Raw genomic sequence first — 12,354 nt, forward strand, 5'->3', positions numbered from 1 at the left:
CTAAATATGTCATATATGGCTTTCTAAATTGCCAAAAATAATCATCTTATCCCCAATTTTCATTAACCACAAATCTTATATATCGACATTGGTCAATACGTCTTTGGTAATTTCCATGCTTAAAGATAAAATTTTTGGAAAAGGCGGCGGATGTGGCTGCTGCGGCACCCAGATCGTCGGCTCCCGCCAGATCGATGTCGGAGGGAGGAAAGTGGGGATAGTGGGACTGGATGAGACGTTCAAGGAGCACCTCAAGAGAGGGAAGAAGCCCGAAGATCTCACCGGCGACGAGCTTTTAAAAGAAATAAAGAAGTTCAACTTCATAGCCGAGGGCGCCGAAGAGGTCTACAAGGAGGCCTTCTTGAGAGAATATCGGGGCTTCTTTGAGGCCAGGAATAGATAGATCCTCCTTCGGAGGGACGGTTGAGGATGCCAGAGAGGGTTTGCGGTGGTTCAAAGATCGACGATGAGGCGATCTGCAGCCTTGCGAGGCTCATCGGAGATCCGGAAAAGGCCAGAAGCAGGATCGAGAAACTCTCTTCTCTGATGGAGAGGATAGAGAGAGAAGACCCCGATGGAGAGGTCGAGGTCTTGAAGGCCGTCGCCGATCCCTGCAGGCTTCGGATCCTCAAGATCCTCAAGGAGGGGGAGCTCTGCGTCTGCGAGATCATGGTCGCCCTCGAAAGGCGCCAGTCCTCCACGTCCCACCACCTCTCCGTCTTGAGGGAGGCGGGGCTGGTAAGAGAACGAAAAGACGGCAAATGGTCCTATTACCGCCTCGCAGACGGCGCCGTCTTGGAGATGCTCAAACAGGCTGAAGTCCTGAAGAAAAAATAATTTCCTGGCACTATAATTTTGAAGGCGTATATGATGTTATGGAACAACTTAGCTGTAGCTGTCGATTTCTTCGTGGAGATCGCCGTCGAGCTCGTCCTCTTATTCATAGGGGTGACCTTTCTTGTGGGGCTGATCCAGGAGTACGTCCCGGACGAGACGGTGAAGAAGATGCTGGGTGGACGAAACAGGCTTTTGGGCGGGGTCTTGGGGGCCGGTTTTGGGTCCCTCACCCCCTTCTGCTCATGCTCGACGATACCCCTCCTCCTGGGGATGCTCAACGCGGGGGTGCCCTTCGCCGCTGCCATGGCCTTCCTCCTATCGTCGCCGCTCCTGAATCCGGTGATAATCTCCCTATTCATACTGCTTTTGGGCTGGAAGGTGACAGCCCTCTACTTTGTTGCGACCTTCACGGCGGCGGTCGTCATCGGCCTAATCCTGGACCGTCTCGGCTTTGCGGGCCAAGTGAAGCCGATGGTGGCGATCCGAGGCCGGGATGACGACGGCGAAACGGACGCAAAATCAAGGGTACAACGTTCAGCCTCCTTCGCCTTCACCCTCTTTCGCCAGCTTTTGCCATACCTTCTTCTGGGAGCGGGGATCGGGGCTTTCATCCACGGATTTGTGCCCCAGGAACTGATCTCTCGCATAGCGGGACCGGGCAATCCCCTCGCCGTTCCCGCTGCCGCCATCGTAGGCGTCCCGATCTACATCCGGGCCGAGACGATACTCCCCATAGGCCTCGCGCTCACCCAGAAGGGAATGAGCGTCGGAGCCGTCCTGGCTCTGGTGATAGGCGGAGCCGGAGCCAGCATACCGGAGCTGACCCTTCTTTCTGCCATATTCGAGAAGAGGCTTCTTGCGGCGTTTCTGCTCACCATCTTCGGCATAGCAGTGGCCGTCGGATTTCTGGCCAACTTCGTGGCTGTGACCTAAAAGAGATATATGAGAGTGGGGCGGTCTCAAACCACAATCACCCGAAAATCTGGGCGATCCCGCCCGCCATCTTTTCCTGGAGATCACTCACGCGCGGCCAGGCTTGAAGGCGATGACTTTTATGCTGGCGATCCTCCCCTCGACACCCCTCAGATCCTCATCTTGCAGGCCGTCCAGGGCTGCCCGGCCGGTCGGGTCGCTGGCAACGCAGTCCAGGGAGAAGGGCGCCTCGTCCATCACCTTCACCTCTGCAAACCCCGCCGACCTCATCGAGGCGAGATAATCGTCCTTGGCAGCCGCCCCGGAGACGCATCCGACGTAGGCCTCCACCGACTCTCTGATGAAATCCGGCAGCTCTCCTCGAAGAACGATGTCCGAGACGACGAGCCTTCCGCCGAATCTCAGGACCCGATAGGCCTCGTTGAAGGCGGCCTTCTTGTCCGGGACGAGGTTGATGACGCAGTTTGATATCACCAGGTCAACAGATTCGTCGTCGACCGGAAGCCTCTCGATCTCGCCAATCCTGAACTCCACGTTTTCGTACCCACTGGCGACAGCGTTGGCCCGAGCCTTCTCCACCATCTCACCGGTCATGTCCACGCCGATGACCCTCCCCCTCGGACCGACCCGTTCTGCGGCTAAGAAGCAGTCGAACCCGGCGCCGGATCCCAGGTCCAGGACGGTCTCCCCCTCTCGGATCGACGCGAGAGCGATGGGGTTTCCGCAGCCCAGGCCCAGGTTCGATCCCGCAGGGGCGGTCTCCAGCTCCTCCTCGGAGTATCCGATCTTCTTTGCGATCTCCTGAGGCTTTGCGGTCCCGCAGCAGGTAGATGAGCAGCAGCAGGAGCCTGCCTCTCTTGCAACGCGGCCGTACCTGTCCTTCACGACTCGTTTGACTTCCTGATCTTCCAAAACTCTCACCTTCAACTTCAAACTTCTGAAATTTATACGCATCCTCTCCGTCTCTGGCTCATCCGAACCTCTCGACGATCCATTCTCTTATCTCGTCTCTCGCCCTCCGGAAGGCGCGAAGCTGCTCCTCCTCTGATCCCGTAACCGCAGCGGGATCTTCGAAGCTTTTGTGGACGACCTCTCGGGCCTTCGGGGCCCTCGAAGGGAGGTCGAGGTCGATGCTGCAGATGGGACAGGCCTCTTTTGCCCTCTCGCAGACGGTGACGGCCAGGTCGAATACGATATCTCCGAGCTCCTCGGCGCTCTTGGAGCGCTGGCCGGAGATATCAATCCCCAACTCCATCATGACGGAGACGGCCCGGGGGTCGACGGCCGTCGCCACCACCCCGGCGCTATAAGCCTGGTACCGATCCCCGTAAAGAGCCCTCAAAAGCCCCTCTGCCATCTGAGATCGGGCCGAGTTGTGAGTGCAGAGGAAGAGGACCTTCCCCCTCCTCGTCCCTTCACCCCCATCTCCCCGCGCCTCCCTCTTCTCCAAAACGCCTTCATCTGAAACCATATCTCCACCCCATCAGTCGAAGCTCGGCTGTATCGGGCTCACCCGGATCACCTCAGCAGGGCAGGCCTCCTCGGCCTCTTTGAGGCAAGCCTCAAATCGGTCAGGGGCCGACCCTTCGTCCGGCTTTCCCGCGATCCTGTACCCCTCTATTATCGAGCTTTTTCCGTCCCTGTGATCCTCGATGAAGAGCTGGGGGCAGCTTCCCCAGCACTGGCCGCAGCTGATGCAGCCCTCCCGTTCTATGGTCACTAGAATCATAAAATTACCATCTCCATGGAAGGGATCTCAGAAGGTGAAGAACCGACCGTCCCCTTCCATCACATCCTCGACGAGCCTCTCGTAAAAGTCCTCTCGAACCTCCGCCCTCCTCCTCGGAACGACCCCCCGGGCGGAGACGTCCTCTTTGGAGGCGAAGACCTCACAGGACGGCGGAATTGTTCCGGCCTGGCTCAGCAGGTGATAGACCCCGTCCCCAGCCAGGTAGAGCCTCGACCTCTCCGACCTTGCCAGAAGCTTCAGGCAGAGCTCAGACCTCTCGCTTTGGGGCGATTTTGTCAGGAGAAATACATCCATCATCATCACCTATTTCCCATCCCCCTTCAAAGTGGGATCAGACAGTCTGAGCCCTCCATCGCCTCCAGGAAGGCCTCCTCGTCGACGAGCTCCGCCGTCTCCACCAGCCCCTCGGAAAATAGCCCTCTATCGACCACCGAGGGCTCGTGGGCGAGGACTCTGATCTCGCCGTAGGCGCGGAGGATATCGGCGAGGTTTGGAATGGCGAGCGCCCGCGAGTCCTGATCTCCCAGGGCGAGGTACGCCCCGTCCCCGTAGAGCCCCACCGTCACCTCCATCCTTGCAAGGCTTACGGCGGCGGCGTTCAGGAGGCTGAAAGCCTTCTCGCACCCGTAAGGGGCGGTGTCGAGGAGGTAGAAGACCGACCTCATCGGCATAGAGTGATCACCCCGTCGCTTCCAGAGATCATCTCCGGGAGGTCGTAGAGGCTGGTGATCTTTATCCCATCGTGATAATCCCGCGAGGAGCCGTCTTCGTTTGCAGAATAGCCCCTGGCGGCGGCGCACCGGGGGCAAGCCCTTATGACCGCCCCCCTCTCCGCCAGCTCTTTGAAAAGCTCGCCCTCGTCGGCGAAGAAGGCCGGGCTCTGCTCAAGGCGGGGGATGTGAACGGCGTCAAGATAGAGGAATATGTTCACGTGATACCTTTTCAGGGCGGCATCGGCTATCCTGAAGGCTATATGGGCATACTCGGAGATGTAGGGGCCGTCGGCGAGGATGATGGTCAGGGTCTTCAAAGGAGCCTCCGGCTCAGATGTACTCGACCAAGACCTGGAGATGCTCAAAGTTCCCTCTGTACTTCGGGTCTTTGAGGGGCGTGCAGAGGTCGAGGGAGACCTCCCCGCTCATCAGCCGAATGGCGAAGGAGTAGCAGCTCTGCTCGCCGCACTCGCCGCAGTTCGTCTGGGGGAGATATTTATAGATCTCCATAGGCTCGACCCTCACCTTCTCCCGGGGTGCCGGAGCCATGCCCTTTGATATAGCCTCGTTTATCGTCTCCTTCAGCCTCTCCAGGGTTTCCCTGGCCTCGGCCTCGTCTTTGATCATGGTCATGGTGACGTTACCGGTCCCATAGATGGTGATCAATACGTCCCCCCGCTGGATTATCAGGGCACCTATCCTCTCGGAGTACCTCCCCCTCGGGAATAAAGGCTCCAAAGGCTTGAGAGCGCCACCCAGGGGCGGAGCCATCTTGGCGATGATCCGAAACTTGGTCGAGTCGGCTATGCAGGGCAAAAGCTGCCTCACCTCTGTGATCGCCACCGGCTTTGCCTCGGAGAGGTCGGCGCTCGCGTCCTGGGTCTTCTCAGCCTTTCCCTCCATGAAGTTCTTGCCGAACTCGGAGAGCTTCACTTTTCCCTCTTCCATCTCGATGAGCCCCGCTTGTTGCAGGATCTTGAGGTGGTAGTCGAGCATAGATTTGCCGATCGCCCCCCCGATCTCTTCCGCCGTCTTTTCGCTCCCGACGAGAAAGGCCATCATCTTCCTCCGCGGTATGTTGGCCATGGCGTTGCTCACCATCTTGATCTCTTCCGGCTTTCCCGGCATCTCAACACCCACCATAAATTTGTAGCCACAACTATATGTTTTTTGGTCCTCTACCAGAGCTTGTAGCCGAAGTATCGGGCCGCAAAGACGAGACCAGTGACTATTATCGTCACCCCGAAGAACTTGACCACCACCTTTCCGATGGCCAGGTACTCCTCGCCAATCTTTCCCCCAAATGACCTGCTGAAGGTGGCGATGGGGATTATGGGAACGCCGTGGCCCACCCCGAAGACGAAGAGCATCAGACCTCCGGTCAGCACAGATATGTCCTGAGACATCAGCCATATCAGGGCTGGAAATACCAGGGAGACGGCGCAGGGAGCCCAACCGAGGGCGAAGAAGGCCCCTAAGGTGAAGGCCCCGATGAAGACGGAGTGCTTGAAGAGGCCGATGGACAGGTTGGCGGCCCTCTCCATGAAGCCCTTCTTCTCCCTGAAATCCTCTTCTCCTCTTGAAGGGAGTCGGGCCTTGATCGGCTCGATGATCTCGCCGATGGGCTTGAAGACGTTGATCCCCAGGATCACCAGGATCGCCCCGGCCACGAGGTCGAAGAACCGGGAGTCCCGGACGAATACCCCCAGGTTGGATATGAAGAGGCCCACCACGAAGAAGACGATCGCCATGCCCAGGGTGAAGGCTACCCCGATCAAAAGCCCCTCTCTCGACGAGGAGCCGTAATCCTGGTCGTCAGAGAGAACCCTCTTTCTTCGAGATGTCATGATGTAGGAGAACATGGCGATGAGTAGGGCGAGAGAGCAGGGCGAGAAGGAGGTGACGACCCCCAGGCCGAACATCCCCAGGAACGTGATATTCTGAATTGAGACGCTCCCTTCCATCCCGGCCCATTCGCCCCTCTCCAGAGCCTCGACCTTGGCTTGAAGGGTCTCTGCATCCTGGATCCCGTCGATCTCTCCTCGGCCCAGCTGGTAGATGTGATAGACCCCCGCCACCATCCCATCCCGATCGATCAGGAGGATGGTGGGGTTGGAGAAGCCTCCTTCGAAGTTGGTATAGTCGACGTACTTGCCGGCGATCTCGTAAGGCTCGAAGTCCTCGGCCCAGATCCAGCCGACGTCGGCGTCCCACCAGCTCTCCGAGAGGGTCAGGCCGTCTTTTGAGTAGGGGCTCTTCCGGACGTTCAGGGTTATGAGGTTCACGTCGGGCTTATTCTCCACCAGCCGTTGAAGCTCGCCGATCTGGGCGGCCAGGGTCTTCTCACACTCGACGCATAGCGGGCTTTCTATGTTCGTTATGTGAAGGACCACCACCTCTCCCTCAAAGTCGCTGAGGGAGAAGTTTTGGCCGCTTTGGTCTGCAGCCTCGAAGTCCGGCGCCGGGATCGGCTCCGCGCTCGATCCGAGGGTCGAATTCAACGAGAAGAGGGCGACGAGAACGATTAAAAGGGTGAGTGCTCCTACAACTAAAAAATGTTTGTGATCAGATCTCATCTCCGATCACGCGTCCCAGTCCCCGACGTTCTCCTCGTGATAATCGATGGCATCCTGGACGTACTCCTCGATCCATTCCTTGCCGGTAACCTCTTCGGTGCTGTGCCAGGCCACCTCAGCCCCGCCATCCTCACCCGCCACCAGGGTGACGATTACCGTTAAGGGGACAGTAGAGGTGCCGCCATTGGGATCATAGGCTGCAAAAGCCTCCTCGATCCTTTCGTCGCTCCCGTCGCCGAGTATCTCATAGAACTCGATATCATCGCCGTACTCGTCCACGATCTCATTTATGGCCTCAGTCTGAGGTACGCAGTAGCTGCATTCCAGATGGGAGTAGATCAGGACGGGCTTATCTTCAAGGGCATCCAGAACCCAGTCGGGGTGGCTCACGGCGGAGCCCGAGGCTGGAGATTGATCAGGATACGATGTCCACCAGTCATCGGGTCCGGATCCGACGGAGTATTCTGCTGCCGAGACGGTGGCGACGAGACCTGCCACCATGACTGCGCCCATAACCAGGGCAGAAAGTTTAATCTTGGTCAGATGCGTTATGCTTACCAACTCCCACATTTGATTTGATCTTAACCCCACTTTTTCTCACACCACAGATCGAAAGCTTCAGCCGACCGCATCTATGCCGCGGTCTTGTGCCTATATATCCACAAAGTTGGATATCTAAATACCTCTGATTTGGCCCATCTGGCCGAAGCAATCTCTTGGAGGACGATACTCGTATATATAGATGTCGGATATTTCTATCCATTGACACCAATTAACTAAATATAATATCGATTTTAAGACGAAATTATGCCATATATACCAGATTTGAGCTACAAAAATTAGAATTAATAACCAAAATCAGAATTAAACTGCCAGATACGGATGCCTGGAATGAAGGTGGAGGGGATCAACAATCTTATATATCGAAATGATTTGATATGACTCTGAGTTGAGAGGCTTATGTGGTGGCCTTCTGGCAAAAGGAGATACGGCGATGCAATGCCGTCGGGAGAATAGAGTGCAGATGAGATGCGAGATATGCGGCAAAGATTCGGATCGCCTCTTTAAGGCGAAGCACCGGGAGAGGGGGCGGGTGAAGATATGCGAGGAATGTCTGAAAAAGGAGGGGGAGATGCTCCTTCCCTCCGGCGGGTGCTCTTGCTGCTGAGCTGATAGGTATGACGCAAGCCGTAGAACCTGAACCCCTGGATCAGTGCGTTGAGAGGCTGGCGAGGCTGACGGGAGACCGGTGCAAGGCCAAGAATGCGGCTCGAAAGCTTCAGACCTTCACCGAGAGCATAGACGAGGCCGCTCTGGCTGCCGAGGCCGAGGTCTTCAAGGCGATGTCCGACCCCTTCAGGCTATCGATCCTCCATATCCTAAGAGAGGGTGAGCTCTGTGTCTGCGAGATCATGACCGCCTTCGACAGGCCCCAGTCTTCAACGTCTCATCATTTATCCATCCTGAAGAGGGCTGGACTGGTGAGGGAGCGCAAAGATGGAAAGTGGTCCCGATACCGTCTCTCCGAGGGGGCGATCATCGAGATGATGAACCTGGCGGGGCTGATGGTGGATGGATGAACGACCCTCTGCTGATATAAGTGTTTGAGATCGATGAACCAGAAAAAAAACGAGATAGAGAAAGAAAGGGCCAGGCTCCCTCTTTTGAGCAGATTTCTTACGGTCTGGATCTTCGGGGCGATGATCCTGGGGATCGGGATGGGCTACTTCTTCCCGGGTGTCTCGGAGCTGATAACCGGCTTTCAGGTGGGGACCACATCGATCCCCATCGCCTTCGGCCTCATCTTGATGATGTACCCGCCCCTGGCCAAGGTGAAGTACGAGGAGCTGGGTGAGGTCTTCAGGGACACCAAGGTCCTCGGCCTCTCCCTCTTTCTGAACTGGGGCGTGGGGCCGATCCTGATGTTCGGTCTCGCGATCATATTTCTCCGGGACTACCCCCACTTCATGGTGGGTCTGATTCTGATCGGGATCGCAAGATGCATCGCCATGGTGATCGTCTGGAATGAGCTCGCCTGCGGCTGCACCGAGTACTGCGCCGGCCTTGTGGGCTTCAACTCCATCTTCCAGGTCCTCTTCTACTCGGTCTACGCCTACGTCTTCATCACCGTCCTGCCGCCGATCCTCGGGATAGCCGAGGGGTTTGTGGTGGCCATAACGATCGGAGAGATCGCGAGAAGCGTCTTCATCTATCTAGGGATACCGTTCCTCGCAGGGATCGTCACCCGGGTCGTCCTGATCAGGAGGAGGGGAAAGGCCTGGTATGAGGAGAGGTTCATCCCTCGGATATCTCCCCTGACCCTGATCGCCCTCCTCTTCACCATCATCGTCATGTTCTCCCTCAAGGGCGAGTACATAGTCGAGCTTCCCTTCGACGTGGTGAGGATCGCTATACCTCTCATCATCTACTTTCTGCTGATGTTCCTCGTCGGATTTTACGTATCCTACAAGATGGGCGTCAGCTACGAAAATACCGCGGCCCTCTCCTTCACCGCCGCCAGCAACAACTTCGAGCTGGCCATCGCCGTGGCCGTCGCCGTATTCGGCATCAACTCCGGAGAGGCCTTCGCAGCAGTGATCGGGCCCCTGGTTGAGGTTCCCGTTTTGATAAGTCTGGTGAACGTATCGCTGTATCTCAAAGATAGGTACTTTCAAGGAGTGCATACCGAATGCGAAGTAAACTAGCGATGGTTGAATCGCTTCTAATTGTCATGGTCGCTCTTGCGAGCGGTGCACAGGCCGGATGCAGCTGCAGCGCAGGTGCAGACGCCTGGAGCGGCCAAGCATGGCTCGAGGACACAATGGACGAATCGTCGGAGGGGGCCGCCCCATCGACGGGGACTGAAGCCGGAGCGGGTGTCGAAGAGGAAATCGGTGCTGAAGTTGCACACGAAGACGAGACGGATCTCGATGAAGAGATCTTCTCCACCTCCCTAACCGCCCAGGAGCTGCAAGAGAGGCTCGAAGGCGACTCGCAGCCCGTGATCGCCTACGTCAGCAACACCCCGATTCAGGGCTCGTACATCGAGGGATCGATCGCCCTTCCCTCGAAGAGCCTCATACAGGCTGACGGATCTCTTAAAACCATCGCCGATCTGGCCGGGGTTCTCGGAAAGGCCGGGATCAGCGAGGAAGACGATCTGGTCATTTATGGCGACTGCTTGTCCTGCGGCGACGCCACCTTCCTATACTGGGCCATGAAGTACCTGGGCCACCAGAATGTGGCAGTCCTCCGGGGTTCCCAGCAGGACTGGTCCGCAGCGGGCATCTCTTTATCTGGGGCGACTTCGGCGATTGCAGAGGCCGTCTACATCCCCGACCCCCGCCCGGAGCTTCTCGCAGATTACGAATCCGTCGCTTCCGGCAATTTCGCGGTCGTCGACGTCAGGGCCCCCGACCAGTTCGGAGCGGGCCACATCGATGGGGCGATAAACATCGACTATAACCGGGTGATAGAAGGGTCTTGGCTGAAGGATGACTCCGCCCTCACCGAGATCTTCTCCGATCTTGAAAAGGATCGGACGGTCGCCGTCTACACAAAGAACGGAGGCCAGGCCTCCATCGTCTGGTACGCACTGATGCTGCAGGGGTACGATGCCAGGCTCTACACCTGGAACGACTGGCTCGGCCATCAGAGTTGAGTGGCAATCAAGGCGGCACAGAAACGATGCCGAAAAAGACGGTTGCGCTGCTCCCCTAAGACCAGCAGCGCACAAACCCATTTTTGGATTCTATCTCAATGGCCCGACATTTTTTTTCAGATCGCCGGGTATATGAAGAAGTTCTCCTCCGGGTATTCGAGCTCCCTCATCCCCAGGTACTCCCGGTAGACCTCGACAGGGTCCAGGTCTGCCTCGGGATGGATGATCTTGGCCCAGTAGGTGAGGCCGACGACGGCTCCCGTACCCAGGGTTACGTCCCTGAAGATGACATAGGCCCTGCCGTCCTCCACGGCGGGGATGGCGTCAGCGCCGGGACGGCTTTCGATCTCCTCGACGAAGGTCTCCATCTCGGCCGTCTCGCTCCAGCCGAGCTTGTTTATCGATGCCGGCACCTTGATGATCACCTCGGGCCTCTCGGCGAGGACCGTCTCCCATTCCACCTTCGGCTCGGCCTCGTCGGTGTCGATGACGTTCTCACCCCCGGCTAGGGAGATCATATCGTCGGGGGCAGATCCCCGGCCGTAGGTCCAGAGTGCCCCCAGGTTGGCGCCGGAGCCCCCCTCGACGTAGACCCTCGGCCTATCGAGGCCTGAAACGGCATCGACGACCTCTGCCCTCTTCTCGGCGACCCAGTCGTTGTAGCTTTCAGCCTCAGATTCTCGGTCCAGGATCGTCCCCAGGATGGTCATCTCCTCCTCCAGGGTCTCGGGGTTGTAGAGGTCGAGGCCCACGACGTCGATCATCTCGAAGGGGGCCAGGTTCTCCTCCACCTCAGCTGCCTTGTTGTTGTAGGCGTAAGCTATCACCAGCAACCCGGGCTTGATCTCGCCAGCGTCGTTTTTGGCCAGGTCGGCTATCTTCTCGTAATCGAACTCTCTCCAGGTTCCCACGATCTCCCAGTCATCCATTACGTCGGAGAAGTAGTAAGCTGCATACTTGGGGATGCTGTCGGTCGTCCCAACGATCTTGCAGGTCTCACCCAGAATGCTGACCGCCTCGGCGGCGTTGGAATGAAGGACCACGATCTTCTCGACCGGAGCCCCGATGGTCACATCTCTTCCCGCAGAGTCGGTGATGGTCAGGGGATAATCGGCGGCGTTCGCCATCCCCGAAATCAGGCAGGCGCCCAGGATCAGAATTATAATTAACGGCATTTTGCTCAAAATATGAGCCTCCTTCTGGCTTGTTAAATGTAAACGTTTAAGATGTTTATTAATTAATAAGAATTTCGGTCGTTAATTTGTAATTCTCGGAGGGGACCGAAAACCGGATTAACGGGCAGGAGATCAACACCTCGGGCCTAGGGGCCGCCGATGGCCGGCATTTCAACTTAAAAAGAGATCGATATCCATGGAGTGGGAAATTGTGGGCTACGCCGCTGCGGCTCTGACGATGTTCGGATTTCTGCCACAGCTCCTTAAGATGGTGCGAACGAAGTCGGTGGACGACGTGAGCCTGGTCATGATGGTCCAGATGGGCCTCGGGGTCTTTCTGTGGATGGCCTACGGCCTGCACCTGAGAAACTCTCCCCTGATCGTGGCCAACGTCGTCTCTCTCGCGACCCTGGGCCTGGGGCTTTTCGTCTACTTCAGATACACCACCAGAAGGTACTTCAGATAAGAAGATAAAAAATGGGTTAAGATCAAAGGGCGGCTCGCCGGGGTCGGGTCCGAAAGGGTGGATTTCCATGATGGAGAGGCTGACCAAATTTCAGAACGCGATTCTTCTGGTGCTCACCTGGATGATGGCTCTTGTCGTCCTTCTGGCGACGGCGGAGCTCTTTTACATCATCGTCGAAGAGATCGTCGCCCCGCCCTTGGTCCTCCTGGAGATCGACCAGCTGCTGGAGATCTTCGGCTACTT

The 12,354-nt window shown here is 57.2% G+C and carries 18 protein-coding genes; 8 read left to right on the plus strand and 10 right to left on the minus strand.

Going from position 1 to position 12,354, the window contains the following annotated elements; all coding sequences use genetic code 11:
* Window positions 1-103: 103 nt before the first annotated feature.
* The 3 genes from ACP5EL_RS06600 to ACP5EL_RS06610 are packed head-to-tail and all read left to right on the plus strand — an operon-like array spanning window position 104 to window position 1,770.
* On the plus strand, window positions 104-403 hold the full coding sequence (locus ACP5EL_RS06600; RefSeq protein ID WP_428401723.1) for a hypothetical protein: 300 nt from the start codon (window positions 104-106) through the stop codon (window positions 401-403).
* 26 nt (window positions 404-429) lie between these two features.
* Window positions 430-837 (plus strand): ArsR/SmtB family transcription factor, encoded by a 408-nt coding sequence (locus ACP5EL_RS06605; RefSeq protein ID WP_428401724.1) that lies wholly within the window; start codon window positions 430-432, stop codon window positions 835-837.
* Between the two features lie 33 nt (window positions 838-870).
* A complete protein-coding gene (locus ACP5EL_RS06610) occupies window positions 871-1,770 on the plus strand; it encodes a permease (RefSeq protein WP_428401736.1) in 900 nt (299 codons plus the stop codon).
* Window positions 1,771-1,857: 87 nt separating this feature from the next.
* On the opposite strand, the gene arsM is transcribed toward ACP5EL_RS06610, so the two are convergent.
* From arsM to ACP5EL_RS06655, 9 genes are all read right to left on the minus strand, one after another.
* Entirely contained in the window at window positions 1,858-2,682 is an 825-nt protein-coding gene (arsM, locus tag ACP5EL_RS06615) for an arsenite methyltransferase (protein WP_428401737.1), read from the minus strand.
* Between the two features lie 58 nt (window positions 2,683-2,740).
* Window positions 2,741-3,241, minus strand: a complete 501-nt coding sequence (locus ACP5EL_RS06620) for an arsenate reductase ArsC (RefSeq protein WP_428401725.1) — start codon at window positions 3,239-3,241, stop codon at window positions 2,741-2,743.
* A gap of 12 nt (window positions 3,242-3,253) precedes the next feature.
* Window positions 3,254-3,499, minus strand: coding sequence for a ferredoxin (locus ACP5EL_RS06625; RefSeq protein WP_428401726.1), 246 nt, complete (start codon window positions 3,497-3,499; stop codon window positions 3,254-3,256).
* A gap of 27 nt (window positions 3,500-3,526) precedes the next feature.
* Window positions 3,527-3,820, minus strand: coding sequence for a DsrH/TusB family sulfur metabolism protein (locus tag ACP5EL_RS06630; RefSeq protein ID WP_428401738.1), 294 nt, complete (start codon window positions 3,818-3,820; stop codon window positions 3,527-3,529).
* Between the two features lie 20 nt (window positions 3,821-3,840).
* Window positions 3,841-4,191, minus strand: coding sequence for a DsrE family protein (locus ACP5EL_RS06635; protein ID WP_428401727.1), 351 nt, complete (start codon window positions 4,189-4,191; stop codon window positions 3,841-3,843).
* Window positions 4,182-4,550, minus strand: a complete 369-nt coding sequence (locus ACP5EL_RS06640; protein WP_428401728.1) for a DsrE/DsrF/TusD sulfur relay family protein — start codon at window positions 4,548-4,550, stop codon at window positions 4,182-4,184. The genes ACP5EL_RS06635 and ACP5EL_RS06640 overlap by 10 nt, the downstream gene beginning before the upstream one ends.
* A 13-nt stretch (window positions 4,551-4,563) precedes the next feature.
* Window positions 4,564-5,361, minus strand: a complete 798-nt coding sequence (locus tag ACP5EL_RS06645; RefSeq protein WP_428401739.1) for a (Fe-S)-binding protein — start codon at window positions 5,359-5,361, stop codon at window positions 4,564-4,566.
* 50 nt (window positions 5,362-5,411) lie between these two features.
* Window positions 5,412-6,734, minus strand: coding sequence for a cytochrome c biogenesis protein CcdA (locus ACP5EL_RS06650; RefSeq protein ID WP_428401729.1), 1,323 nt, complete (start codon window positions 6,732-6,734; stop codon window positions 5,412-5,414).
* An 81-nt stretch (window positions 6,735-6,815) separates the two neighbouring features.
* Window positions 6,816-7,379, minus strand: a complete 564-nt coding sequence (locus tag ACP5EL_RS06655; RefSeq protein ID WP_428401730.1) for a thioredoxin family protein — start codon at window positions 7,377-7,379, stop codon at window positions 6,816-6,818.
* A 454-nt stretch (window positions 7,380-7,833) separates the two neighbouring features.
* Here ACP5EL_RS06655 and ACP5EL_RS06660 point away from each other — a divergent pair, with 454 nt between their 5' ends.
* The 4 genes from ACP5EL_RS06660 (at window position 7,834) to ACP5EL_RS06675 (ending at window position 10,470) form a co-directional block, all read left to right on the plus strand.
* A complete protein-coding gene (locus tag ACP5EL_RS06660) occupies window positions 7,834-7,977 on the plus strand; it encodes a hypothetical protein (protein ID WP_428401731.1) in 144 nt (47 codons plus the stop codon).
* A gap of 10 nt (window positions 7,978-7,987) precedes the next feature.
* A complete protein-coding gene (locus ACP5EL_RS06665) occupies window positions 7,988-8,389 on the plus strand; it encodes an ArsR/SmtB family transcription factor (RefSeq protein WP_428401732.1) in 402 nt (133 codons plus the stop codon).
* Window positions 8,390-8,422: 33 nt separating this feature from the next.
* Entirely contained in the window at window positions 8,423-9,514 is a 1,092-nt protein-coding gene (gene arsB, locus ACP5EL_RS06670) for an ACR3 family arsenite efflux transporter (RefSeq protein WP_428401733.1), read from the plus strand.
* A gap of 116 nt (window positions 9,515-9,630) precedes the next feature.
* Complete coding sequence (locus tag ACP5EL_RS06675) at window positions 9,631-10,470, plus strand: sulfurtransferase (protein WP_428401734.1); 840 nt, start codon at window positions 9,631-9,633, stop codon at window positions 10,468-10,470.
* A gap of 116 nt (window positions 10,471-10,586) precedes the next feature.
* Here the strand turns inward: ACP5EL_RS06675 and ACP5EL_RS06680 are convergent, their stop codons facing one another.
* Window positions 10,587-11,645 carry an ABC transporter substrate-binding protein gene (locus ACP5EL_RS06680; protein ID WP_428401740.1) on the minus strand — a complete coding sequence of 353 codons (1,059 nt, stop codon included), beginning with the start codon at window positions 11,643-11,645 and terminating at the stop codon, window positions 10,587-10,589.
* A 196-nt stretch (window positions 11,646-11,841) separates the two neighbouring features.
* Here ACP5EL_RS06680 and ACP5EL_RS06685 point away from each other — a divergent pair, with 196 nt between their 5' ends.
* Entirely contained in the window at window positions 11,842-12,111 is a 270-nt protein-coding gene (locus ACP5EL_RS06685; protein ID WP_428401735.1) for a SemiSWEET family sugar transporter, read from the plus strand.
* Window positions 12,112-12,354: the final 243 nt, after the last annotated feature.

Source organism: Methanocrinis sp. (assembly GCF_049974945.1).
Lineage (GTDB): Archaea > Halobacteriota > Methanosarcinia > Methanotrichales > Methanotrichaceae > Methanocrinis.